22 protein-coding genes and 1 tRNA gene are annotated in these 24165 nt (G+C 45.3%); 6 read left to right on the top strand and 17 right to left on the bottom strand.

What is annotated here, in order from left to right; genetic code table 11:
- Positions 1 to 194: 194 nt before the first annotated feature.
- Positions 195 to 782, top strand: a complete 588-nt coding sequence (locus ACJJIY_RS12970; protein WP_413662643.1) for a hypothetical protein — start codon at positions 195 to 197, stop codon at positions 780 to 782.
- 623 nt (positions 783 to 1405) lie between these two features.
- Here the strand turns inward: ACJJIY_RS12970 and ACJJIY_RS12965 are convergent.
- The 4 genes from ACJJIY_RS12965 to ACJJIY_RS12950 all read right to left on the bottom strand — a co-directional run bounded on the left by ACJJIY_RS12965 (position 1406) and on the right by ACJJIY_RS12950 (position 4209).
- Entirely contained in the window at positions 1406 to 1762 is a 357-nt protein-coding gene (locus ACJJIY_RS12965; protein ID WP_445358043.1) for a hypothetical protein, read from the bottom strand.
- 394 nt (positions 1763 to 2156) lie between these two features.
- Positions 2157 to 2507, bottom strand: coding sequence for a hypothetical protein (locus ACJJIY_RS12960; protein WP_445358042.1), 351 nt, complete (start codon positions 2505 to 2507; stop codon positions 2157 to 2159).
- 921 nt (positions 2508 to 3428) lie between these two features.
- The gene (locus ACJJIY_RS12955) at positions 3429 to 3977 is read right to left on the bottom strand and encodes a hypothetical protein (RefSeq protein ID WP_444897873.1); all 549 of its coding nucleotides are present in this window, start codon (positions 3975 to 3977) and stop codon (positions 3429 to 3431) included.
- Positions 3978 to 4065: 88 nt separating this feature from the next.
- Complete coding sequence (locus ACJJIY_RS12950; RefSeq protein ID WP_445358041.1) at positions 4066 to 4209, bottom strand: IS3 family transposase; 144 nt, start codon at positions 4207 to 4209, stop codon at positions 4066 to 4068.
- Between the two features lie 1731 nt (positions 4210 to 5940).
- Here ACJJIY_RS12950 and ACJJIY_RS12945 point away from each other — a divergent pair.
- Positions 5941 to 6333: a transposase gene (locus ACJJIY_RS12945; protein WP_445358040.1), complete on the top strand. Its 393-nt coding sequence runs from the start codon at positions 5941 to 5943 to the stop codon at positions 6331 to 6333.
- Positions 6334 to 6441: 108 nt separating this feature from the next.
- On the opposite strand, the gene ACJJIY_RS12940 is transcribed toward ACJJIY_RS12945, so the two are convergent.
- The 3 genes from ACJJIY_RS12940 to csrA all read right to left on the bottom strand — a co-directional run bounded on the left by ACJJIY_RS12940 (position 6442) and on the right by csrA (position 8702).
- Entirely contained in the window at positions 6442 to 6969 is a 528-nt protein-coding gene (locus ACJJIY_RS12940) for a hypothetical protein (RefSeq protein WP_445354644.1), read from the bottom strand.
- A gap of 66 nt (positions 6970 to 7035) precedes the next feature.
- Positions 7036 to 7434, bottom strand: a complete 399-nt coding sequence (locus ACJJIY_RS12935) for a hypothetical protein (protein ID WP_445358039.1) — start codon at positions 7432 to 7434, stop codon at positions 7036 to 7038.
- 1088 nt (positions 7435 to 8522) lie between these two features.
- Positions 8523 to 8702 carry a carbon storage regulator CsrA gene (gene csrA / locus ACJJIY_RS12930; RefSeq protein ID WP_444893306.1) on the bottom strand — a complete coding sequence of 60 codons (180 nt, stop codon included), beginning with the start codon at positions 8700 to 8702 and terminating at the stop codon, positions 8523 to 8525.
- Between the two features lie 1439 nt (positions 8703 to 10141).
- Between csrA and ACJJIY_RS12925 the strand changes: the two genes are divergently transcribed.
- The 3 genes from ACJJIY_RS12925 to ACJJIY_RS12915 all read left to right on the top strand — a co-directional run bounded on the left by ACJJIY_RS12925 (position 10142) and on the right by ACJJIY_RS12915 (position 13365).
- Positions 10142 to 10768: a hypothetical protein gene (locus ACJJIY_RS12925; protein WP_445358038.1), complete on the top strand. Its 627-nt coding sequence runs from the start codon at positions 10142 to 10144 to the stop codon at positions 10766 to 10768.
- A 973-nt stretch (positions 10769 to 11741) separates the two neighbouring features.
- Positions 11742 to 12722: a LysR family transcriptional regulator gene (locus tag ACJJIY_RS12920; RefSeq protein WP_445358037.1), complete on the top strand. Its 981-nt coding sequence runs from the start codon at positions 11742 to 11744 to the stop codon at positions 12720 to 12722.
- 511 nt (positions 12723 to 13233) lie between these two features.
- Entirely contained in the window at positions 13234 to 13365 is a 132-nt protein-coding gene (locus ACJJIY_RS12915; protein ID WP_445358036.1) for a hypothetical protein, read from the top strand.
- Positions 13366 to 13392: 27 nt separating this feature from the next.
- Here the strand turns inward: ACJJIY_RS12915 and ACJJIY_RS12910 are convergent, their stop codons facing one another.
- Complete coding sequence (locus tag ACJJIY_RS12910) at positions 13393 to 13896, bottom strand: hypothetical protein (protein WP_445358035.1); 504 nt, start codon at positions 13894 to 13896, stop codon at positions 13393 to 13395.
- A 114-nt stretch (positions 13897 to 14010) separates the two neighbouring features.
- Here ACJJIY_RS12910 and ACJJIY_RS12905 point away from each other — a divergent pair, with 114 nt between their 5' ends.
- Positions 14011 to 14145 carry a group II intron maturase-specific domain-containing protein gene (locus ACJJIY_RS12905; protein WP_445359667.1) on the top strand — a complete coding sequence of 45 codons (135 nt, stop codon included), beginning with the start codon at positions 14011 to 14013 and terminating at the stop codon, positions 14143 to 14145.
- A gap of 243 nt (positions 14146 to 14388) precedes the next feature.
- Here the strand turns inward: ACJJIY_RS12905 and ACJJIY_RS12900 are convergent, their stop codons facing one another.
- The 9 genes from ACJJIY_RS12900 to rpmI form a co-directional block, all read right to left on the bottom strand.
- A complete protein-coding gene (locus tag ACJJIY_RS12900) occupies positions 14389 to 15855 on the bottom strand; it encodes an insecticidal delta-endotoxin domain-containing protein (RefSeq protein WP_445358034.1) in 1467 nt (488 codons plus the stop codon).
- A gap of 721 nt (positions 15856 to 16576) precedes the next feature.
- Positions 16577 to 17089 (bottom strand): hypothetical protein, encoded by a 513-nt coding sequence (locus ACJJIY_RS12895; protein WP_445358033.1) that lies wholly within the window; start codon positions 17087 to 17089, stop codon positions 16577 to 16579.
- 1688 nt (positions 17090 to 18777) lie between these two features.
- Positions 18778 to 18854, bottom strand: a tRNA-Pro gene (locus tag ACJJIY_RS12890).
- Between the two features lie 114 nt (positions 18855 to 18968).
- Entirely contained in the window at positions 18969 to 19337 is a 369-nt protein-coding gene (locus ACJJIY_RS12885; RefSeq protein WP_108733836.1) for a MerR family transcriptional regulator, read from the bottom strand.
- Positions 19318 to 19623, bottom strand: a complete 306-nt coding sequence (gene ihfA / locus ACJJIY_RS12880) for an integration host factor subunit alpha (RefSeq protein ID WP_108733837.1) — start codon at positions 19621 to 19623, stop codon at positions 19318 to 19320. The genes ACJJIY_RS12885 and ihfA overlap by 20 nt, the downstream gene beginning before the upstream one ends.
- Positions 19624 to 19752: 129 nt before the next feature.
- Positions 19753 to 22128: a phenylalanine--tRNA ligase subunit beta gene (gene pheT / locus ACJJIY_RS12875; protein WP_445358032.1), complete on the bottom strand. Its 2376-nt coding sequence runs from the start codon at positions 22126 to 22128 to the stop codon at positions 19753 to 19755.
- Between the two features lie 129 nt (positions 22129 to 22257).
- Positions 22258 to 23271, bottom strand: coding sequence for a phenylalanine--tRNA ligase subunit alpha (pheS, locus tag ACJJIY_RS12870; RefSeq protein ID WP_108733839.1), 1014 nt, complete (start codon positions 23269 to 23271; stop codon positions 22258 to 22260).
- A 193-nt stretch (positions 23272 to 23464) separates the two neighbouring features.
- Positions 23465 to 23824, bottom strand: a complete 360-nt coding sequence (gene rplT / locus ACJJIY_RS12865) for a 50S ribosomal protein L20 (RefSeq protein WP_108733840.1) — start codon at positions 23822 to 23824, stop codon at positions 23465 to 23467.
- Positions 23825 to 23860: 36 nt separating this feature from the next.
- Positions 23861 to 24055, bottom strand: coding sequence for a 50S ribosomal protein L35 (rpmI, locus tag ACJJIY_RS12860; protein WP_020413351.1), 195 nt, complete (start codon positions 24053 to 24055; stop codon positions 23861 to 23863).
- Positions 24056 to 24165: the final 110 nt, after the last annotated feature.

Raw genomic sequence — 24165 nt, 5'->3', positions numbered from 1 at the left:
TAGTCTTTAAAGCTATAACACAAACGCTCAGCATTTTAAGTGTCTTATCTCTAAACCAGAGATGATAATTCACAGAAACTGACACTTACCGTGTAACTGACAACTCTCACTAACCACACAATACTCTGAATAATTATTTATGAACGAAGCTTAGTGTTATAATCTTGTCACCGTGATAATAACAAGGTGTCGAAATGGCAAAATATATTTACCTCCCGGTAAACAGTGAAGAAATGCTAGAGTTTGCGGAGAATATGGCGAGCGCATGGAGTATTCCGAAGAATCATATTCTTGCCAACAAGGTTACATCCGGTATTGGTAAGTCTATGTACCGCTGGATTGATAAGTGTCTCAGTAGCCTCAAATCTGGAGATACTCTTTATATTGTTTCTCATGGTACTGGCGCTGGTGACGGTGAGCAAATTGGTGCTCAACGCAATAACGGTAAGAATAAACAAACCAAAGTTTTCGAGAGAGGCGTAGAGTCGTGGCAGGGTGGAGAATGGAAAACCTATACCCCGACGCAACTAGCAGCTACTTTGGTTAAAGAAGGTTTACCTGGTAGTTTTGTGGACCTGCATCTCTGTGCTTGCGGGTCAGGTTATGACGGTGAGAGGCTAAGGCCCTGGGCACAGCGTTTACGTGAGGCGATGGCCACTACCCATAAAAGCCTAGAGGTTACTGGGTACCTTGGTTGGTTTGACGCTACTGGCAGCTCTGTCAAGATTAAGGTTAATACCAAGTATTATGATTTGAATGAGCGTGCAGTGACCTTTTCTTAATAGTTATCAATTTAAGATAAGTATAGACATCAGGTAGAGCGCCCAAAACTTAGCATACGTAAGACAGCTATAAGCGGATGTATTTCTCCAGGCGATCTAAAAAATGGATCGCCAGCTGTTACCATCTCAAGTTTCAAGTTTGAACCGAGCACCTCCAGTGTTCGGAAGTTTTGGGTGTAACGGCATAAAGTGGTTTCTATTCTCTTGGCGAAACCACGCTTGCTTAAACCATAGAATTATCTGTATGTAGCCTCCAAAGAGAAGGATCGCAATTTAGATTTCAGGAACAATCACACGGCTAAAAATATTCCATTTATTCCAGGGTGGATTAATGCATCATCCAAATGCTGGTCTTCTATCAGCCTAAACTTTGAAGATTACTTTAATGGTTTTACGGGATCGGAGGGGGTACTGTAACAAGCTTATAGCCAGCTCAGTAAATTTTTAGTTCACGGCATAGGCGACCACCATCCCTCTAGTTAAACATTTAACTTTAAAACCTGAGTAAAAATTCCCAGCATTTTTTCCTTGTTTATTATTCGCAAATAAAAAACCTTCAGAGTATATGCTTGCCGTACAACTGACACCCCTTTCCAATCCATAGATGCCAATAAACTACTTTTCTAATTAATACAATCATGGTAGGTGTACGCTTGTTTTCTCCTGATTCCATAATCTCTCTTTGTATCCGGCTCCTTGCTTATCATTATCAATGTGATTAGGGCCATTGCTTCCCCCCTCCAATCTAATACCGTTTCACCGATATGGCATTCTTCGAGAATATAGTTATCTGGCAAATAATCCCCGCTATCGTAATAAAACTCCACATAGCAGAACATCTCACCAGCGTGCTCTTTTTTCTGAAACTCAACTCCCTCTACATATACATTACCACTGATATTCCACACACCGCTACAGTCGCCGTACACCGATATAGGGAAAGATATCGCCAACATAGCTGAAAAGATTAAATTCTTCATTGGAGCTCCCTTCCGTTTATTTAAATAAATTAACCTTCATGCAATAAAAGAAAGTATTGGTAATAAAATACTACCATTATCGACTGAGAACCCCCACTAAATTCATTACCCTGCCTTTACCTATGGATCAATTAGATGCCACCTACCCTCTGCTTTTTAGCTCAGACCGTACAATACCCACGGAAGATAGCGTATAAGAAAATAAATGTAACTTTAATACTTACCTACTCATAACGCCAAAACAAGAAACAAACCTAAATAGAGCAAAAACAACTTATATGCATTTTCCCTTCAATTGTAAATTAGCGATAATTTATGACTTTAATTGTGTTTGTGGGGGGGGGGGAATACCCATGCGCTCAAGAACACAAGGGTATTCTTTGCAATAACTATTTTAACTATTGTAAGAGCAATCTGAATTGGTACACAGCTGAACTATAGTGGCTTTTTGCTTTTCACCAATGCATCCGTCCAACTTGAAACGAATAGGCTTTTGGCTAACTTGAGCTGTCATTGCAATTGATACAGCACGGTTAAAAGCTGCCTCATTACCCAAAGAGTCAGCATCAAATCTTACCGCATGACTACCGCTACCACATTCTTGAGTTTTAGGCCCAGTCCATCTTACAACCACATAATCAGAAAAAGATTCAAGTAAATCAATCTCGCCATACGACCAGCTAGGCTCTGCAAATACATTTGGAGTTACAAGCATCAGCAGCAGAGATAAACCAAAATTTTTCAACACTCATATCCTTTAAATATCAAAAATAAATTCAATACTACAACAATCCAGTGTATATTTCATCGTCTATAGCACTCATGTAACGAACAGGCACCTGTGGGATGAGTAGGTCTTTCTAAATAAATTATATCGGCCCAAACCTTTATTTATACAGATCCAAGAGACAATTGACTGAGATGTATGACCTCAACCTAGAAGTAATTCCTGCTTGCGCAGCTTCATTTAAAAGCCTTAACTCTACCCATACAAATGTTAATTGGCACTAATTACTCTTCGATTTAACGGCGTATTCATGTCTCAGCCTAAGGCAATCAGCCCAGATACCTATTTCTATTAACCCGCGTAAGCGTTTGAATGCGCCGAAAGCGTTGCCTTTTCAATTGGACAACTATTTGAGACCCCTGGGCTGGAGTCGTCGGCATTCAGATCTTAGAAATCGAGGCTATGTTACCGAACGCACGCCTCCCACCCAAAGCGGTTTGGTATCTCAAGCCATTAAGGCTGTATTCAACCAGAATTTTGAAAGCCGCCTCAAAGGCTTTTAGGAATTAGTCAGGCAGTGCAACAAATTTGAAGCCGACTAAATAGAATTTGGGTACATGGCATAGATCAATACAGTCACCTCATCTTAATTACTCTTTGCTAATCTAGCTCACCCTCGAACATCTACCGCCGCGATTGCCGTTTTCTATCAAGAACCGCGTTCGAAGGCTAAATAAAATTTGTAATATTTCATATCTACTGCCTTCATTTCGAATGATGATGAACCTCTGGAATTTGGGCTTGTCATGTAATTACCCCCTGAAAACTCTCTCGTATTGAGTAGACGCCTACTCCATTCAAAAGGTAAGCATCTACTCAGTAGGGGGGAGGCTTTATCCCATGGAGGGGCGAAGACCCGGAGCAAATTACGTCAGCTTGTTATGTCTTTTCATATATTTCTATAAACTCTTTAACTATGTACTCATCAAGTTCTTTCGCGCTTCCCCAGCGATTTCGATACTGGATTTCCACATCAGTTAACATCCTAGCGGCTTCCGATAGACCAGATTCACAACAGAGATATAGAAACACCCAATACCTCTCTATTACCCCCACCATATTTTTGTCGAATTTAAATAAGTGTGTGAGTAATTTATTAGGTGAATCGATAGAGTGAACAACACTGAAATACTCCTCAATGTCGATCTCCTCTCCCGAATTAATAAAAACTTCCCCACTTTTAGTATTACTTTTCTCGATAATAGGAGAGGCAAATGCCAGACATCCATCCTTGTCTTCTCTAAGCTTCCTTGGGAGGTAACCCCAAAATGGAGAGCTCTGTTCTCCAAAAAGTAGGGCCATCAATCTAGAAAATTTTTTCGAGTAGAAGTACATATACAAAAAATCTTTTTCTGCATTGTCTTTATCAAATTTTGACTCGAATAAATAATCGCCAAATAATTTAATGGATTTTTCGTATTTACTCATGAGTTTCTTGGTCGTTGCCTGAGACTGGGCTTGCCCACAAAAAGTAGACTCTCCAACTATACGTATTTTCGCTCATACTCTGCTGGACTTACACAGCCCAATGCCGAGTGCTTACGAACCCTACTGTAGAAATCTCAATGTGTTCAAACACCTCAGATTTTGCTTGCCCTTCGCTTTCGAATGTTCCGGCATAGACCAGCTCGACTTTTAGCCTGCTAAAGAATGATTTCATTGCCGTATTATCCCAACAGTTAGCCTGGTGACTCATACTCGGCTTGCACTTGCTTTCAGACAAGAGATACTAGTATTTCTGCGACCGATATTGCCTCCCCCTGTCAGATCGAACTATTAGTCCAGGCTTTATTTATCGTCGCTCTAGAGCCATTTCCAATGCACGACGTGCCAATTCATCGATCATCTGCAATAGGTCTAAACCTAACTATACAGGGTGTCTACCAAGCGTGGGTAAGTCTTGTACATAACGCCGCAAACAGCGGCAGATTTGAAGCAGCGAAGCTGCTGAAAAACTGTCCAGCCCATGTAGTGGGCGGTGCAACTTTGCTTGTTATGCAATGCTGACATTATTGCTACTCTATTATTTGGCTTACGCTACTTGGATCAATTTCACACTCTTTGAACCACGATGCCATTTCTGACAAGCTAATTGAGTGTTTTGTGATTGCTCCGCCGCTATTGCCCTCAAAATAGTAGCCTGAGCTATTGTGCCCCTCGTAGATTGTTTTTATACCTTTGCAATCTGTAAGAAACTCCCGTTTAAACGCACTCTTTCCCAGTGGGGGCTTAGTTTGTGATTTCGTTGTACAACCCGCTTGCACAAGAATGAGGAATATTAAAATAAATATCGGGACTCTCTTCACTCGCTTTCCTTGTGAGCACAACGCCCAGCAGCAAGCCCGGCAGACGAAGCCTGTGTACTTGAGCCGCTTGTTATGAAGTTGGGCCATCAGTACGCTTCTTTTTAGATTTCTTACAGGAATACAACACAGCACTTCTTAGCACTGTGTAGAAGCATATAACTGATCCGATGAAGCACGGGACAAAGAGCAATAGAATTCCACCAACATACCCCATATAAGCGAAGACTCCAAGCAGAAAACCGATGAAAACTTCGGTTACCACTGACTCCCAATCTACGGAACTATTCAACTCAACCGTCTTAGCTCCATAGTGCCTTAATCCTATTCTTTGTATCTTTCTAGGCATAAAAAATCATAACTCCCGCGGAGGCCCGAAGGGCCGCAGCAAACTGCTTGCGTTTGTATGGTTGTTATTGATCGATTCTGATGTTGAAAACCTTTTTCGCTAACGGGTAAATTGAGACCCACCTTCGGCGGCCTCCGAAGGCCTTGTTTGTCACAGCTCGTTGCTGCGCAGGTTTATAAAGACCGTTAACAAGTAGGAACGTGACAGACACTCACTAGGCATAACTCAGATAGCCATGTGGGCCTCGAGCCTGAATAGCAAGGCGGAAATAGCTTATCTTATAGAACCTCAAGATATCAATGTCGGTATCGACACCAGCAGTAAACAGCTCAATATTTATGTAAGACCTACTGGTCAGTTTTTAGTGTTGCCGATAATGAAAATGGCAATAAGGATGCCATTAAACAACTACAACCGATTAAACCTCAAAGAGTATTAATAGAGTCCACGGGAAGACTCGAGTTACATTTTGTTTACGCCGCCGACAAAGCTGGATTACCTATTGTTGTTTGCAGTTCTTAGCAGATAAGAAACTTCGCTAAATCCGCAGGTCGTCTCGCCTAGACTAACAAGCTAGATGCAATAGATATTGCACATTGTGGTGAGGCCATGAAGCCAAGGTTGTCGACGCTAAAACCAGAAAAATTTAGGGAGATCAGTGACTTACTGATCTGCAGGAAGCCAGTGCATAGAGATGAGCACAATGCAAAAGAGTCGGCTTCAGCGGATGCCTAGATCAGTGCACAAACCTATCCAGACCATTTTAAGCACCACTAGAAGAGAGTTACAAGGTATCAACAAAAAACTGGATAACAGTGTGTCTGAGTGGCAGCAAAGGCGCGACCTATTGCTGAACCCTAAAGGAGTCGGAAATGTATTGGCTTATAAGCTGATGAGTGAACTTCCTGAGCTCGGAGAATTGAACCGTAAAGAAATCGCTGCACTTGTAGGTGTCGCCCCAATTAACCGTGCTAGCGTCAGCTTCCAGGGAAAGAAATATATTCGGGGCGGAAGGCATTGTGTACGCACGGTTCTGTTTGTTTCCATCAGGCCAGCCATACAGCATCATCCCAAACTAAAGCCGATGTATAAGCGATTAGTCGATGCTGGCAAATTTAAAGGGTCGCTCTAATTGCCAGCATGAGAAAGCAGATTACGATCCTGAATACGATGGTGAAAAATAACACCTACAGAGATGAAAGTATGGCTTAATAACTTGATGGGCAACCATAGTCACTTGTTAACCCTTACCCGCTTTGACGGTAAAAACACTTGATGGACCAACGTTTAGGCCGTTGGTAACAAGAAATACCTCAACTTCTAAATCAAGCGCGATTTGATGAGATGGGTGCCCATCTAGCCACGCAAGTAAGATATTACTCTTGCCGTTTTCAATTGCTCCGACCATGGGTAAGTCCGGGAAAATAGCATCTGGCAGAACTCCGCTTTTAACTCGGAAATAAATGCCAAACTCTTCGATTGAGTATGTGGATTCTTTGGGAAGAGAAATTTCCAGAGACAAAGTGCCAGCATCAGAACAGGAGCTTCCCGGTGCGCTTGAACCTCTGGTGATGCCAGAAACTCTAACGATAGGAGCTGGAACTTGCTCCCAATAGTCTCCTTTCTCTCCCTTTTGAGCTGGACCAGGGTGTTGCTCCCATTGCTTTAAAGTGGGCTTGAATAAATCAGAGCCGCTAAATGAGCACGCCAATGCCCCTTGGGCAGATAACAACGAAGAAATAACGATTATTTTAAGTAGATGCCTCATGACTCTCCTTGAGGGTTAACGATTTTAGCAGCGTGTGCACGCTAGGGCGTCGCCAGCCTAAACTTGCTATTGGGCCCGCGGACTGGTTGTTTTTATCGGGGCCACAAGATCTGATGGATCTTCATAAAGAACTACTTCATGCTTATCCGGATCGGTCTCAATTCTTACAACCCATTTAGCGCCCATAAACGCTATTTTCCACCAGAAACTCAAGTTTTCTATTTCTACAGACTTGATACATTCAAGTGGAATGGCGATTTTTATTTCCTTTTCAAACATTGCCGCCGAGCAATCATTCGGACTATAGGACCAATGTACGATCGATTCTCGATCTACATACAATGCACCTGGTCTAGAACGAAAACACAGACCGTAATAAGCTCTGCTCGTACCGAAACGGACATCTTCAGGGATACTCCGCTCTTCTTTCCATTGCTTAAACTTTTCTTTTCCTATCAGTTTCAATTAGAACTTTCCTTCACTTCAAAGACGTATAACAGTTAATTTAAAAGAAACTTCCTTATATCACCCTGCTTTATATTTCTATACTCCACTTCCTCTGAAGACTTAAAAACCAATAAGTTATCGTAAATCTGTGTAAATACGCAAAAATAAATACAAAGCAGCGTCTTTACAACTCTGTATTTGCTCTGCTTTACATCAACTTTTGAACCCTTTAAGTATCAATGAGTTACTAAGTTTCACCTAGAAATAGGAACAGCTATCGCTGATTTTTGTTATAGATTGCACAGCTGTACACTTTTCGTTCGACATTAGCCAATTTGAATAGCTAAAAGTTTATAATCTGAGGGTTATACTAGCTAGTCACTTCTGCCCTCTCCCTGCCCCAACCTTATTGATCTCCTGATTTTTTATCACCTGGCGTCAACAGGGCTTCCGTTACTACTACCCTTGTAAGTAGCGATAACGAATCTGGGCGGCTGGTTATACAGGTTCGGAAAAACGTGATGGATTGAAATCTAGCGTTGTGGGGTGGTACTTTGCAGGGTAGGCGAGCCGCTTGAGGCTCCATCCAGGAAAGGATGAGCTGCGAGGAGCAGAAAAACCAAAGCATAGATTCCTTCAAAAGTGGAACCTCCATTGCTGGCAGCTGGATTGATCACTGACTCAGTACACAAGAGCTAGGGAGCAATGACGGGAATATTCCTCCTTCATCAAAAGGCTAAGCATCTTCACTTATCCTAGGCTCTGTCTTCAGCGCAATCCCGGAGGTTGCTTGAAACAGCTGGTGGGCTCGGCGACATTCATCTGGAGGATCTTTGTATAGCAAGCCAAGCATTGAGTACACGTCTTATGGCGCTGGCAAGGCTTGCTTACCCTCTCTTCCTGTCGGATAAGAGGGTCTGCTTGTTAAACACCTCCAAGACGTCAGCACGGCCACTCCGAATTCGCTACCTAATCACCTTTGGCACCCAAGAGGCATTCGAATCAGAGCGCGTATATCGCTCCACGAACAGAGGCGCAATGATTCCGCTTTGAATCCCATTTTTAATTATTGGGTGCCTCAAGTTGCCCTACCCTTTTTAGGATATTCAGGCCTTTGCTCTCTGCTGCTTTTTGATCCGCACATAGATTTCTTCACGGTGGATGGGGAGTGATTTGGGTGCGCTTATGCCTATCTTCACTTGATTGCCTTTCACCTCCAGCACTGTGACTGAGACATTTGCTCCAATCCTTAGAAGTTCACCTGTCCGTCGCTTTAAGATCAACATACTTATTTCCTTCAGTGGTCAAAGTTTGGGCGCTTCCGGGGTGGGGAAGCTTGGGCTTAACGTTTGGAGGAAATGTGGGGTGGTGCGCGGGGGCGGTAGGCAGAGAAGAGGAAAAGGCGGGCGCTAGGCTTCCAGCGCTTGGGAACAGGCCCCAAGCCACTGAATGTACTCCACTTTATTGAAGACGAGCGGGTTTCTAGCGTATTATCCATATAGCCATCTTGATACTTATCCTATCAATTTGGTCAGCTGGCCCCTGGTGTTCCTAGCACCTTGGGTCAGCGCCTTTTACTTTCTCTTACGTCACGCTACCGTTCTCCTTTGAGGGTATGGGTCTTTTAGAAAATTCTCGGCTCTATCGAAGCTTCCAAAATCCTTTAAACTTCTGAAGCCTTTTTAATCGGCTCGCTGAATTACAGCCAAAATACCAAAAATATCTATCGATTTTACGCAGCTTTGAGATTGAAACAAACTGAATAAATTCCAATAAGATTATTTTCGCGCCTATATTTTAATATATTTGCGGCTAAGGAAATCTCAGTCAACTATTGGAGAATTCAGCTCACATTAGAATTTACCCCATGCTGTTCTGAAAAGACTAAAGAGTAATGTTCTCAATTACATAGCGTGCTAGTTTTATGCTCTTAGAGACAAAACTCCGTTGTTAAATACAGCAAGTGCGTGAATCCGCTGCAGGGATAAATCCTGAGTGCAGCATGGAATTGCCATCTTGCAAGCTATCTCCCCCACTCATGTTAATGCTTGGTTATTCCTAGATTCAGACCAATCGTACAGACCGCTTTTGGAAAGGTCATTTTAAATTCTGGGCTTTACTGGAAGAAAAGGCCCTCACTGCCTGCATGGGCCTTGTGGACCTTAACTCTACCCGTGCCAATATCACTAATTAGAAATGGCTTTAAAGGCTTTGTGGTATTAGTGAAGGCTATACAACAAGCTTACAGACAGTTCAATAAAAATTGTGTACATGGAATAGGCCACTATCGGCATTTCCTCTTAGTTACTCCCTGCTTATCTAGCCCTACTCTAAATACTCGACGCCACAAGTGCGGATTTTCTATCCAAGAGTAAAACTACTCATAGACTGAACACAATTTCCCGGCCTTTCATGGCTATCGCCCCTAAATCAGAAATGAATAGCTTTTAGAGCTGATGTTTGTTGCGTAACTGACACATTTTTAAGTCTTTAGATATTCAGAAACCATCCTGTAAAACCTGGCTTAAATATGCACACCAAACTCGAACACAAACTCTTGTTTACGCTACTGCAAAAAAATGAGGTAAATCAATTAATCCAGAATTAAAAGTTATCAAATACAAAATTGCCAGAGAATCTATCAACCACTAAATTTAATACTGTGCTAGTAAATGTTTAGCACAAATCTTTGCCACCTTTGTTAACCGAACGGAAGGTCTACCCCATGAGATTACTTCAAATGCTACCTGCTTTTTTTTCTATTTTATCCCTCAGCGCCGTTAGCTTTAACAGTTCTGCTCAGATTGACTTTGAAAGCATACCCAATAGCTCTCCGGTAGAGGGCATGGCCATTGGCAATCAATTCGAAGAGCAGTATGGCGTTAGGTTTTCTATGAGTGATGGTACCTTGCCGGTATTATCAGAAGTAGGGGCTCCACTTACTGCTTTTGTGGGGCCAAACAGTGCAGATGATACTCCAGCTGAAAATCAAAGTGTGGGCCAGTTCTTTTTAACTGATGATAATTACCTGGGGCTAAATGCTGACCTTATTATTGACTACACTTATGCTGTGTCCGCTGCCAGCGGTGCCTTACTTGATATTGATGGTGAAGAGGAGTGGACTATTACAGCCTACAATATTCAGGGTGACCTAATAGGCACAATTATCATTAACAACAAAGTGGTAAATACGGGTGATGGATTAGCAACAGCTTGGTCTTTCGAGCACGATGAAGCTGACATAAAGCAATTACGTTTCTCGGGTACTAAGCCCAACCAACACTATTTTGGTCTTGCATTTGACAACTTTTCACCTTCCTCGCCCTCATCTTGTGAGCCCTCATTAGATTAGTCACCTTAAATGAACGAAGGATAAGCTACTGTAAGGTAGCCGCTAAAAGCCAAAGCCCGGCCTTGCCGGGTTTCCGAATTTATAGAGCGTCTTATTTCGTTGCATTTCCCTCTAAGTACACAGGACGCCGAATTGTGAAAAAAATAGATGCTCCAGTAGAAACTGTACTCACAAAACAAAAAATTTTATAAATTTTTTGCTATTTTGGATGCAGAATAAATTTATATCAAAATACTTAGCACTACTTGCTACCGTCGAGGGTACTGAGCATTTGAATTCGCGCTATACAAGCCAACTCCGATCTTGCTCACCATTCCCCCTCCCACCCATATTTGCAAATATCATCACTGGTCATGAAATTTACGTCTCCTTTTACTCCTAAACCAGAGAAAAACACTTGTTATCGCGGATATCAACAGCATTATTTTTAATCCTTCAAACTATGGGCATCCTAGTTCGTTGGGTACACGGCATAGGCGACTGCTGACGCCTCCTCTCAGCCCCTGCTAGTCAGGCCCTACTCTAACCTTTGAGTGTCCTAAATTTTTTTGAGAACACAGCCCTATCGAGTTTGAGAAATATACTTAAAGAGATGCTCGATTAGAATTGACCACCATATCCAATACCTCTCCTCAACACAAAAGCAACCTACTCAATATCATCACATTAATTCAATATTTAACAGCCATGAACTTCACAAACTTGTATCCATTCTTAATAAAGCAAAATTTTTCGAATAAATCAACTCCATGCTAAACAATAAATACCTCTCATATCGACTCTTCAACTTGGCGCCTATATATGGCATCGTAAGCTAACGTTAGCTAAGGACGGCTTCCAAATTCACACAATCTATACGCAAAAAAACTATACAAAGATATCAGTACCGAACCGGCAATTTCTATGCTTGATCGTTGCACAAGAAACTATATCGCACCGATTAAAGGGATATTTCATTAAACGGAATTTAAGAATGAAACGGAACCTCAGATCTATCGATCTCAATTTACTACCGGTATTCGAAGCCATTATGGAGCATGGTCAGCTGGGTAAAGCGGGCGAATGTATCGGTATGAGCCCACCGGCAATGAGTGCCGCACTTCAGCGATTGCGACATACTGTGGGCGATGAACTTTTTGTTCGCAGGCGTATTGGCTTTTTGCCGACCCCAAGGGCTGAACGCTTACATGCAACGGTGAGTGAGGCACTCAGGCAAATACGTGAGGAGATTGAAGAGAAGGTTGATTTTGATCCCTTCGTAGAAAAGCGTAATTTTAATATTATCGGCGGCGACTATGCAGATATTATCTTTTTGGGAAGCCTGCTAAACCACCTTGAATCTATCTCTCCCAATATAACTGTTGAGATTTCTCCGCTTGAGGTTGGCGGCTTGGAATCCAAGATGAAACACGGTGCAGTAGATTTTGCACTCTATTATCAGCCCGTAGATTCCAAAGAATTACAGGCAGAGCATATTGCCTCTGATCGCCTGGTTGTTGTAACCAAAAATAATCACCCCAGGATCCGCAGAGAAATTAGTTTGGAGCAATTCAATGCCGAAAGGCATGTCACTCTACACCAGAATACCTCAGGTCTGACCCACCTCGAGAATCATGTGGGGGAGTGGGGAGATAACAGCTCGCAACGCGTTGGAGCTCAAGTAGACCAATTAGGTAGGAAAGTAGCTGTTCGAGTCTCTCATTTCCAAAATATGATTCCGGTCGTTTTGAATACCAACTACTTGTGCACTATGCCGGAGGGCATGGCACAGCAATTTGCCGCACATAACCCCATACAAATACTGCCCTTCCCTGTGCCAATTGCGCCCCTGGAGATTTACCTTGTATGGCCCCGGATTTGCAATAGCGATATTGTGCACCGCTGGTTGCGGCAACAATTGAAGATTGCTAGCAACACCAGTAAAGAACCCATTAGCGCAGATCTCGCCAGCTAATCAATAGCTGATGCCAGCATAGGTCCTCGCTAACTTATAAAAGTTAAACCATTTTTGGAAAGTAGCTACTAGAGATACTCCCTATCCTTTGAATACGTATGAGCCATATCATTACCCAGAACAATTTCTATTCATGCAGGACATTTTAAGTCAATGTCCTCAGCAGCCCGACTCTTGACTCTCTTTATTTCAGCCAACTGGTAGCCGGTAGTTTCTAGCTACCGCCCCTCCCTAGGCTTCCCTATATAAAACCGTTAATGAAGCACCCAGCAAATAGGAAACTTGAGACGCCACACCCATTAACACAATACAGGGGATACAATAATAATACTGGATATTAAAACAGTGAAACCTCTATCTCATGGCCCAGCCTCAGCATTCGCAGATATCCCTCAATGCAACTCCTTACTATCACTGCGTCTCCCGTTGTTTTCGCAGAGCTTTTCTTTGTGGGAAAGATATCCAATCCGGGAGAGATTATGAGCATCGGCGTCAGTGGATAGAGAGCAGAATGCAAAAGCTGATTGGCATCTATGCGCTTGATGATGAAATACACGATTTGAAAGCTATTCTTTCAATTTATGAGTGCCCTGGATTCGTTTCGGATTCGTTTGTGCAGGGTATTGTGGTAGCCAGAGGCTAGATACCTCCGGCTACCCGATTAGGCATTTCATATATCATTCTTTATTACAGAAGGCAGCTGGAGCCAACTTTTTAAATATGGAAGTGTTATAGATATTCCTGCTTGTTGAAGGCATTCAATTGCAAAGCTACCACAGTTCTCGACACCACTTGAATATATTACATATCCGTAATTACCATAATGACCTTGATTCTGATTTTGAACCCTCTGGTGAATCCACTTCAACATTTTGTCCATGTGTGGTACCGAAATAGTCCACTGCTTAATTCTTGAGCGATTTTCTGCAGAATAATTTATTCTTTGCGTAAATTCATTTGGAGAGCTCTTAAAGTCAGATAGCACTTCACTAGTTGCAAAGCCTGTAACCTGTGCAATCTTATGTTTAGCCCAAGCCAATTTCCCGCCATGAGCGCTCTCTGCACTACGGTCAACTAAATGAATTCTATAAGCTATAAGGTCAACTTTATCGTAAACGATTATCGTGAAGTGCCCTAGCAATGTTTGTGAATAGTAAAGATCAACTTGTGGCATAAAAATTCCTTTTTTCATTAAAATATTGTGAACTAAGATACTCGATTTTAGAACGGCCGCCTTACATTTATATACTACTCATTCTGACCACTACTACCCTGATTACTCTTTGGCATTGCCAATTGCTACCAACTGTGTGTCGAATTAGATCATTGGATCAATCGCAAAGTGCGCATGGCGTATTGGCGACAGTGGCGCAAGCCGCGCACCAAGGTAAGAAATTTGATCAAGCGTGGTGTAAAGATATAAGCCGCAGTTGCATGTGGTATTACCTGCAAAGGACCATGGCGTAGCTCGAAAACTCCGGGGATTAACCAGGCATTATCTGATGCGTATTTGAAATCCGAGGGGTTGCACTCACTGCGCGATGGTTGGATCAGGCTTCACTATCCTGAGTGAAACGCCCTGTGCGGACTCGCATGCAGGGTGTTGTGGGGGCCGGAGGCTAGATACCTCCGGCTACCCGATTAGGTGACATCGTATCCCGCTGATTCAGGTTTTTTGCTTTTTATCACCAAATTGGTCGTTCAAATTGTCCCAATGACGTTCTCTCAAAGTATCCCACTGGTAATCCTCTACCCATCCTTGAATTTCGTCACCTACTCTTTCTATATCTTGAACCCCGAATAAATTAGCAAGTTCTTTCGGGTCAATCCGCGTGGGAGAGGCGATATAAATTGTACGCAACAGTGATGCTTCAGGTAGTTCGGATTCTTTTCTAAACTTAAATCCAAAAACAGCGCAATCCGCACTTCCGTAAAAAGCGCTTGTTCCCATAATCTTAATACTTGAAAGCACCTCATCGGTGTAGCTAAATTTATTCTCACTACCACCCTGATAGTTTCCTCCAAGCTTATTGCTAGTAGAGCCATCTGAAAATACAAACCACAGAGCGTCTAATATGTCGCCAGTCTGAGCTTTAACCTGCACAATCGGTCCCCGCGCCGTAAGGTCAAACACGCCGCCGTGAGGTGGTTCTGAGCTACCGCCACCCTTGTTTCCCATACGCTTAGTTTGGGTTACATCATCAGGCCCACCACCTTGTGGGTACGTCAACTGGCAAGCATCTATACGATCCCATGCCCAAACCTCAATCTTCGAAATAGGTTGTTTGGGTGGTGCCGGTAAACTAATAGGACCGCTGTTATCAGCTGTTCCAACAGCATCAGAATATATCTCACGATCAAGATAAACTTTAATGGGATTGGGATACTTTACTGGATTGAAGTACTGCCACATACTCTTAAAATCCAACACAGTAATTACCATCTCTCGCGTGTACTTATTGATCGTGTTAAAAGGTTCTGTATGGTGTTTGTTCGTAGGGGCTTTTTTCTTCGTGTCTTCCAAACCGCTCTTAAAGGTCGTTTCGGCATATTCTGAATACTTCTCGATAGTTTCTACGATCTGTTCGCGTTTGTGTTGCAGTATTTCCTCCGTCCATTCCCAATCTGCACCATATAGAATGCCATCTCGTAGAAGACTTAGATGCATATTTGCAAACTGAGCAAAAAGCGGTAATAAGAGAACCTTATAACCATTTGACTGGAAGTGGGGTAGCTGCTGGAGAAAATGGCCTAATACAACGTTGTATTTTTGTGAAATGTATGTTGGACTCTGTGAGTTTTTTACAGCCCACAGATATTCATTCATATTATTTTTGAGCCCCTCTAAGCTTTCTTGAACCTGTTGATAAACCAAATGGCTAATTTTTTCATCAATGAGCTCCTCTACCTTCTCTTTTATTTCTGACCAAACATCTTTATTTGATGAGGGCCAAAATATATTGACGAGCGCACTTAGAACAAAGCCAACTCCTGGAACTTTTCCAAAGCCTGCAGATATAATTACTCTCGCTGCATTATTGTAATCGACATCATAGCCTGATTCGAAGAGGATGATTTTTTCAACAGCATCCGATGACACCTGAACCTTTTCTATGAATTGATTTTCGGTCATTGTAATCTCCTTATTACTGGTTGGGTGTAGAATATTTAACACTTTGGTTTACATACCACCTAAAATTTATATAGCACTCATTCTGACCACCACTTACCTGATTAATATCCTGGAATCAAGCTTACGCCTTGGCTAAAAAATGTTATTCAAATCAAAAGCTTGCTTGCCTTTATATCAGTCGTACCAAGTATAGAAACGATCACTTTGATTACTATCTCCAATATAGACTCACTTTGTAACTCATTGTATTTCAAAAAATTTCCGCCTGTTAAAGCCGCTCTGAAAAACAACAGTCAAACTGATCAAAAATATCTCTGTGCAGCTTTTTATTACTCGCTGGGACTAACACATATAGAACTGGTGTTGAGCAAGCTAACGGACTGACTGCTTGCAAAGCTAAAGAATCGCTGGATGATTTTGTGGTGCCTCTGGCTTGCAGAGCGATTCAACTTCGCGTTGCGGCTTCCTGAAAGGCCTAGACATTTCTGCATCGCTACGCCTTGACTATGAACTGTTCTGTAAGCCCGAGTAATCAAGGAGTTGTTCAGAGGTTCCATTATTTAAGTGCATTTCAAATTCAGGGTTTAGTGGTCGGGCGTTTATATCAGCAATAATCAATGGCTTCCCCAGTCCTTATCGCGCAACTAGCCCTATTCTCTAATCTTTGGGTGGCCTGGATCACATTTTTTGTTAGCTGTAATCCTTTTGCAAAAAACATTAGCTATTCATAGTTGAACTCGTGCCAGAAAGGAAATATAGGTGAATCACTGTCTCCTGCGTCCCAATTTTTCTTGCCCAAGCCACCAAAATGGGTGATGTGTTTATTACCGATTGCATCGAGCTCGATTTTTACTTTTATGCATTTTTTTTCACTTGAAACAGTTGCTCTTGTATGTACATTAGTTGAAAGAATAGCACCATTGGCGACGGAGATTAAATTATGACCTTTTTTTCCGTTCTTTATTACCCAGGCTTCCATTTGTTCAAATCCACCGACATTCGTTACTACAACAGTGTTCGCTGTTTTAGGTTTGACCCCACCAAACTGAGCATCCTTCCTATTGGCATTTAACCTACTAATTAGAATTTGCTGAGCAATATTTTCCATGTCGTTGTATTTAGTTGCTCCTTTAATGACATGAATATGTTTATAAATAAATCGATTGGTTTGCTCGTGAGTTAGCTTCCCTTTTTTAGTTGTATATTTTGCTACTCCACTCCACATAACTGCCATTGTGATCTCCCTATTGTCCGCTTGAAAAATAACCGAAAAAACTTAAATATTTATATGCTTTATTACATGTACTATGGAACCTCTGATCAAGCAGGTCTTTTTCCCTAAAAAATCCCAACCGATCAAAAAAAATGGAATATTTTTTAAAAAAATGTTAATTTCGGCAAAATAATCCCCTGATTTTCTGTCCGAAGCCCGCTGTACGCGGATTTTAAACGTACTGCTCCTATGTGTAAAAATGATTACTTTGCCTACCACCCCCAATATAGATTCATTTTTTAACACATTGTATTTTAAAAAACTTTCGTCTATTAAAGTCATTCTGAAAAATAACAGTCAAGCCGGTTAAAAATATCTCTGTACAGCTTTTTATTACTCGCTGGGACTAACACATATAGAGCTGGTGTTGATAAAGCCAACGGCCTGGCTGCTTGCAAAGCTAAAGAATCGCTGGATGATTTCGTGGTACCTCTGGCTTGCAGAGCGGTTCAACTTCGCGTTACGGCTTCCTGAAAAGCCTAGACATTTCTGCGTAGCTACGCCTTGAATGTGAACTGTTCTGTAAGCCCGAGGAATCAAGGAGTTGTTCAGAGGTTCCCTTATTTAAGTGCATTTTAAATTCAGAGTTTAGTGGTAAGAATGTTATATCTGCAACAATAGTGGGCGATATACTTTCGTGACAATCTACAGTAATCACGCTCTCTGATTGATGCCTATTTTTTTTCAGTACCAACCTCCAACAAAAATATAACCCACCCAAATCTATTCCGCCAATTCACAATTTAATAACCATAAATTCCACAAAACTGAACTTAATACAAAAACAAAATTTTCGGATAGAACTCTGCACAGTAAGCAGCACAAAAACCCCATACCATCGCTTCAGTGCAGCACCTACATATCACCCCGAAAAATACTATTGATTAAACAAACCCTCCTAATTTCACTCCGCAACAAGCAAAGAGATATCTGAGCACATCAACACTAAATCGACACCTTTTATATTTAATCGTTACACAAGAAACCATATCGCACCGACTAAAGGGAAATTCCAGTAAAGCGAATTTAACAAGCAAAGGAACCTCGGCTCTATTGAGCTCAATTTGCTATCCGCCAGCAATAAGTTCCAAGCTTCAATAACGGCAATACACGTAAGACAACAAACTATTTATGCGCAGAGATGGTGGCTCTTAAATTTTCCGCCTCCACAGAGGCGCGCAATCTAAACAATATCGACGGTGCCCATACCAATATTATTTTTCGGAGTAATTCAATCGCAAAAGACATATCACCCTGCGCCAGAAGAAATTAGATATCGCACAACTGAATAACGCTACAGAGGAGGACAACAACCCTGACAAAGTGGGGAGCCGAGTCGAGCGACTAGAGGAGAGCGATGTCCCTCGCAGTGAATAGCAATATGCCCGAGGACATAACACCGCAATCTAGCCCATACACCCCTATCCCGATTGACCCCAGGAGACTTACCTGGCGCACTCAAAAATCTGCACTGCGATATTGTGCCCCTGGCGCCGCCCAAGTGAAGACTCCCAGCAATACAACAGCTAGGAAGCCCCAGAATAGGTACGGGCCAGTAAGGAAACCCATCTATTAATTGACTTTATTTTGGACACAAAAAAACCCACTAAAAAGCAGGTTTCTTCGCCGTTGCCATGCAACGATATATATGGTCGGAGCGGCCGGATTTGAACCGACGACCACCACACCCCCAGTGTGGTGCGCTACCAGGCTGCGCTACGCTCCGATTTTGAAAAATCGCTCACTTCGCTAAGTGATTGATTTTTAAAGACATCGTGTCTCGATGTGGCGTGAATCATACCTGAGTGCGGCTGGATTGCAAGCCCAGGTTTACAGTTTTTTATAAATTATTTTTCCCTTCCAGCAGGGCCACTACGTCCTTTAGTTCTGCGATCACTTCGGGTAGTACTTGTTGAAGCTGTACCACCTCTGCCCGCTCACTACCGGTTTCGATCTGCTGGCGGGCTCCACCAATGGTATAGCCCTCTTCGTACAGGAGCGCACGGATCTGGCGGATCATGATGACATCTTGGTGCTGGTAGTAACGGCGGTTGCCGCGACGTTTGACGGGTTTCAGCTGGGGGAATTCCTGCTCCCAATAACGCAGGACATGGGGTTTAACGGCGCACAGTTCACTCACCTCACCAATGGTGAAATAGCGCTTACCGGGGATTGCAGGCAGCTGAGCGTTATTGCTCGGTTCCAGCATGCTCTTCTACTCGTGTCTTGAGTTTTTGCCCGGGTTTAAAAGTGACTACCCTGCGGGCCGAGATGGGGATTTCCTCACCGGTCTTGGGATTGCGACCGGGACGCTGGCTTTTATCGCGCAGGTCGAAATTGCCAAAGCCCGAGAGCTTGACCTGCTCGTTACTTTCCAACGCATTGCGGATCTCCTCGAAGAAATATTCGACGATCTCTTTCGCTTCGCGCTTGTTAAAGCCCAGCTCTTCGTACAGTTTCTCGGCGAGCCCGGCCTTGGTCAGTGCCTCTGTCATTGGATCCTACCAATTGATTCAGAGGCGTCGACTCCAGATCGGAAGCGGCCCAAACCGCGGCGGCTTTCAACCCGGTAGCAGACGCTCTCGGGGTGCAATTCAGCCTGCACCCGAGAGCATCATGCTCTACTAGCGCAGACTAGCGTTATATTTTTCTTCTAGTTTTCCGACCACCGCATCTACAGCGGCATTGATTTCGTCGTCATTAAGGGTGCGTGACGAATGCTGAAACGTCAACCCCAAAGCGACACTTTTTCTATTTAAATCAATACCTTTGCCCTGGTAGACATCAAATATCTTGAGGTCCGTCAAGGTTTCACCTGCAACTTCGACAGCAGTTTCCACCAGGCTGGCGGCAGGAACCTCTGCGTCAATCAACAGGGCCAGATCGCGGCGCACTTCCGGGAACTTGGACAGCGGGCGGAATTCGGGGGTTTTGCCCTCGCCGATCGCTTCCAGGCTCAGTTCAAATACGAACGCGGGCTTGGCCAGATCCAACTTCTTCTGCAACTGCGGGTGCAGGGCTCCGATGACCCCTACTTCGCGGTCGCCGCGCATAATCTTGGCGGTTTGGCCGGGGTGCAGCGCGGGGTGCTGGCCAGCGACAAAGCGGAACTCATCGGCTACACCGGTACGAGCCAACAGGGCCTCTACATCGGCTTTCACGTCGAAGAAGTCCACGGCGTCTTTGCTGCCAGTCCAGTTTTCTGCGTAGCGGCTACCGTAAGCGAGACCGGCAATCATTTGCTCCTGGTGCAACTCGGCACCCGGCACAAAGCGCAGGCCGGTTTCAAACAGGCGCACGCGGTTTTGCTGGCGATTCAGGTTGTACTGCAACGCTTTGCACAGGCCCGGCAGCAAGGTGGTGCGCATAACCGCCAGCTCGGCGCTGATCGGGTTTTGCAGGGCCACTGGATCGGCTTCCGGATCAAACAGCGCGGCGCTGTCGCTATCGATAAAGCTGAAGGTAATCGCTTCGTAGTAGCCACGGCTCAGCAGAGTTTGCTCCAGGTTGTCCTGGGCAATAGTGCTCTCCGGGCGCGGGGCGATTTCCAGCTCGGCGGTAAAGCTTTCGCTGGGGATACGGTTGTAGCCGTAAACACGGGCCAGTTCTTCCAGGAGGTCTGCTTCGATGGCGATATCGAAACGGAAGCTGGGAGCGAGGAAGGTCCAGCCTTCGTCGTTCTGGTCGATTTTTTCCAGGCCCAGACGGGTGAGGATATCGACGATTTCGTCATCGGCCAGTTTGATGCCCAGACCCAACTCTACTTTCGCACGGCGCAGGGTAATATGGCGCTCGGCGGGCATAATTTCAGTCAGCTCGCGCACGTGTACCGGACCGGGTTCACCGCCGACGATATCCAGCAGCAGCTGGGTAGCGCGCTCTACCGCTTTCTCTTGCAGGTGGTAGTCCACGCCGCGTTCGAAACGGTGGGAGGAGTCGGTGTGCAGGCCGTAAGAGCGAGCCTTGCCGGCAATGGCCAGCGGGCTGAAGAAGGCGCTCTCCAGGAAGATATGCTGGGTGCCTGCGGTCACGGAGGAATCCAGGCCACCCATAATGCCGGCCATCGCCAGAGGTTTTTCTTCATCGGCAATTACCAGGGTGCCGTCTTTCAGTTTGACTTCCTGGCCGTCCAGCAGGGTCAGCTCTTCACCGGCTTCTGCCATACGCACTTTGATGCCGCCGGAGAGTTTCTCCAGGTCGAAGGCGTGCATGGGTTGACCCAGTTCCAGCAGAACGTAGTTGGTTACGTCCACTACCGGGTCGATACTGCGCAGGCCGCTGCGACGCAGGCGCTCTTGCATCCACAGAGGTGTTACCGCTTTGATATCGATATTGCGAATCACACGACCTACGTAGCGCGGGCAGGCGGCTTCGGCCAGCAGGGATACGGGCATGCTCTCGTCGATCTGCTGGGGTACCGGAGCAACTTCCGGGCCCTGAACGGCGCAGCGATTCAATACACCCACTTCGCGAGCAATACCGGCAACACCGAGGCAGTCGGAACGGTTCGGGGTGAGATCCACTTCGATGGTCTCATCGTCCAGCTGCAAGTATTCGCGCAGATCGGTACCGGTGGGTGCGTCTTCTGGCAGCTCCCAAATACCGTCATTGTCTTCGCCCAGTTCCAGTTCGGTCTGTGCGCAGAGCATACCGAAGCTCTCTACACCACGGAGCTTGGCTTTCTTGATTTTAAAATCGCCCGGCAGCTTGGCACCTACCAGGGCAAAAGGAATCTTGATTCCGGTGCGCGCATTAGGAGCACCGCACACAACCTGCATTTCACCGTCGGGGTGGCCAGCGACTTTACACACGCGCAGCTTGTCCGCATCCGGGTGCTGTTCACAGGCGACAATCTCACCGACAACCACTCCGGAGAAATCGCCCGCAACTTTTTCTATACCGTCCACTTCCAGGCCGGCCATGGTGATTTGATCGGCCAGTTCCTGCGTGGTGAGTTCCGGGTTTACCCATTCCCGCAACCAGGAGTTGCTGATTTTCATAGTTGATCTCTTTCTGTATTCCGTCAGCGCAACTTGGTGCGCATTTCGCCTGGGGCTATTTCGCCTCCCAGGCCTCCACAATTCGACTGCTGTTGCGAAGGGCCATTGCCATTCGCGCTGTCACTTGGCTTAGAACTGTTTCAAGAAGCGCAGATCGTTATCGAAGAACAAGCGCAGGTCGTTGACGCCGTAGCGCAGCATGGCGAGGCGCTCGATACCGATACCGAAGGCAAAGCCGGAGTATTTTTCGCTGTCGATATCGCAGGCGGCGAAGACGTTCGGGTGCACCATGCCGCAGCCGAGAATTTCCAGCCAGCCGGTGCCGGAACATACGCGGCAGCCTTCACCGGAACAGGCGGTACACTGGATGTCCGCTTCTGCGGAAGGCTCGGTGAACGGGAAGTAAGACGGACGGAAACGCACCGGTACTTCCGCTTCGAAGAAGGCGCGCAGGAACTGGTCGATGGTGCCTTTCAGGTGGGCGAAGCTGATGTTCTCGCCGATTACCAGGCCTTCTACCTGGTGGAACATGGGCGAGTGGGTGACATCGGAGTCGCAGCGGTATACGCGGCCCGGGCAGATAATGCGCAGCGGTGGAGATTTTTTCTCCATGGTGCGGATCTGCACTGAGGAGGTGTGGGTTCTCAGTACGGTTGTGGGGTCCACGTAGAAGGTGTCGTGCATCGCGCGCGCGGGGTGGTGCGCGGGAATATTCAACGCTTCGAAGTTGTAGTAGTCCTGTTCGACTTCCGGGCCGTTTTCAACGGAGAAGCCAATGCTCGCAAAGAATTCTTCCACGCGCTTTAAGGTGCGCGTAATGGGGTGGGCATTGCCCTGCTCTTCGCCGCGCCCCGGCAGAGTGACATCAATGGTCTCTTCGGCCAACTTCGCGTTGATGGCGGCCTGCTCCAGCATATTGCGGCGCGCGTTAATTTTTTCCTGAACCTGCTGCTTGGCTTCGTTGATCTTGGCACCCGCCGCCGGACGCTCCTCAGCCGACAGCTTGCCAAGGCCTTTCAGCAGTGCCGTCAGCTGGCCCTTTTTGCCCAGGTAATCAACACGCACCTGATCCAGTGCGGCGAGGCCATCGGCCTTCTCCACCAGCTCCATAGCCTGCTCGGTGAGGGACTGCAAATCTTGCATCGAACTGTTCCCGTTTGAATCCAACTTCGATTAATTTTTTCTGCTTTGTTCGGCCGGTACTTTCTGTACCGGAGGGAATTTCCCCAGGCACCGCCACCGGTAAAAAATAGCGGAAACTCCATAAAAAAATAGGGAAGGGCCACTACAGCCCTTCCCTATTTTGAGTATTCAGTTTTACAACTGAAGTGACAGCTTACGCTGCCAGGGCTGCCTTAGCTTTTTCAACTACGGCAGCAAAAGCGACTTTATCGTAAACAGCCAGATCAGCCAGTACACGGCGATCCAGTGCGATGTCCGCTTTTTTCAGACCTGCGATCAGGCGGCTGTAGCTCAGGCCTTCAGCACGGGACTGGGCGTTAATACGAGTAATCCACAGAGCGCGGAAGTTACGCTTTTTAACGCGACGGTCACGGTATGCATACTGACCAGCTTTAATTACTGCCTGCTTGGCAACGCGGAATACGCGTGAACGCGCACCGTAGTAACCTTTAGCCTGCTTCAGAATCTTCTTGTGACGACGACGCGCCTCTACACCACGTTTTACACGGGCCATACTTCTATCCTCTTAAACCTTTGCGATTTGGGCCAATTACTTGGCGCGCAGCATACGATCGACCAGACCAGCATCAGACTTGTTCATAGTCTGGGTGCCACGCAGCTGACGCTTGCGCTTGGTGGTCATCTTGGTGAGGATGTGGCTCTTGTTAGCGTGCTTGTGCTTGTAGCCCGCAGCCGTCTTCTTGAAGCGCTTGGCAGCGCCACTGTGAGTCTTTGCTTTCGGCATTTTGTACTCCAAAGTTAATATTCGCCTGAAAAACAGGCACCTTTAGTAACTGCCGACAACCGAAGTTACCGGCACTGCGAGAGTGGGGAGGCAGCCGTCGCCCAACCACT

The organism is Microbulbifer maximicatervae (SeqCode) (assembly GCF_052468155.1).
Note: the sequence above shows the minus strand (reverse complement) of the source record. Positions and strands in the feature narration are given on the sequence as shown.

Bases quoted from the DNA above. Each gene is read 5' to 3' on its own strand.
- ACJJIY_RS12970 (WP_413662643.1), top strand. From the start codon at position 195: ATGGCAAAATATATTTACCTCCCGGTAAACAGTGAAGAAATGCTAGAG.
- ACJJIY_RS12965 (WP_445358043.1), bottom strand. From the start codon at position 1,762: ATGAAGAATTTAATCTTTTCAGCTATGTTGGCGATATCTTTCCCTATA.
- ACJJIY_RS12955 (WP_444897873.1), bottom strand. From the start codon at position 3,977: ATGAGTAAATACGAAAAATCCATTAAATTATTTGGCGATTATTTATTC.
- ACJJIY_RS12950 (WP_445358041.1), bottom strand. From the start codon at position 4,209: ATGAAATCATTCTTTAGCAGGCTAAAAGTCGAGCTGGTCTATGCCGGA.
- ACJJIY_RS12940 (WP_445354644.1), bottom strand. From the start codon at position 6,969: ATGAGGCATCTACTTAAAATAATCGTTATTTCTTCGTTGTTATCTGCC.
- csrA (WP_444893306.1), bottom strand. From the start codon at position 8,702: ATGTTGATCTTAAAGCGACGGACAGGTGAACTTCTAAGGATTGGAGCA.
- ACJJIY_RS12925 (WP_445358038.1), top strand. From the start codon at position 10,142: ATGAGATTACTTCAAATGCTACCTGCTTTTTTTTCTATTTTATCCCTC.
- ACJJIY_RS12920 (WP_445358037.1), top strand. From the start codon at position 11,742: ATGAAACGGAACCTCAGATCTATCGATCTCAATTTACTACCGGTATTC.
- ACJJIY_RS12915 (WP_445358036.1), top strand. From the start codon at position 13,234: ATGCAAAAGCTGATTGGCATCTATGCGCTTGATGATGAAATACACGAT.
- ACJJIY_RS12910 (WP_445358035.1), bottom strand. From the start codon at position 13,896: ATGCCACAAGTTGATCTTTACTATTCACAAACATTGCTAGGGCACTTC.
- ACJJIY_RS12900 (WP_445358034.1), bottom strand. From the start codon at position 15,855: ATGACCGAAAATCAATTCATAGAAAAGGTTCAGGTGTCATCGGATGCT.
- ACJJIY_RS12895 (WP_445358033.1), bottom strand. From the start codon at position 17,089: ATGGCAGTTATGTGGAGTGGAGTAGCAAAATATACAACTAAAAAAGGG.
- ACJJIY_RS12885 (WP_108733836.1), bottom strand. From the start codon at position 19,337: ATGCTGGAACCGAGCAATAACGCTCAGCTGCCTGCAATCCCCGGTAAG.
- ihfA (WP_108733837.1), bottom strand. From the start codon at position 19,623: ATGACAGAGGCACTGACCAAGGCCGGGCTCGCCGAGAAACTGTACGAA.
- pheT (WP_445358032.1), bottom strand. From the start codon at position 22,128: ATGAAAATCAGCAACTCCTGGTTGCGGGAATGGGTAAACCCGGAACTC.
- pheS (WP_108733839.1), bottom strand. From the start codon at position 23,271: ATGCAAGATTTGCAGTCCCTCACCGAGCAGGCTATGGAGCTGGTGGAG.
- rplT (WP_108733840.1), bottom strand. From the start codon at position 23,824: ATGGCCCGTGTAAAACGTGGTGTAGAGGCGCGTCGTCGTCACAAGAAG.
- rpmI (WP_020413351.1), bottom strand. From the start codon at position 24,055: ATGCCGAAAGCAAAGACTCACAGTGGCGCTGCCAAGCGCTTCAAGAAG.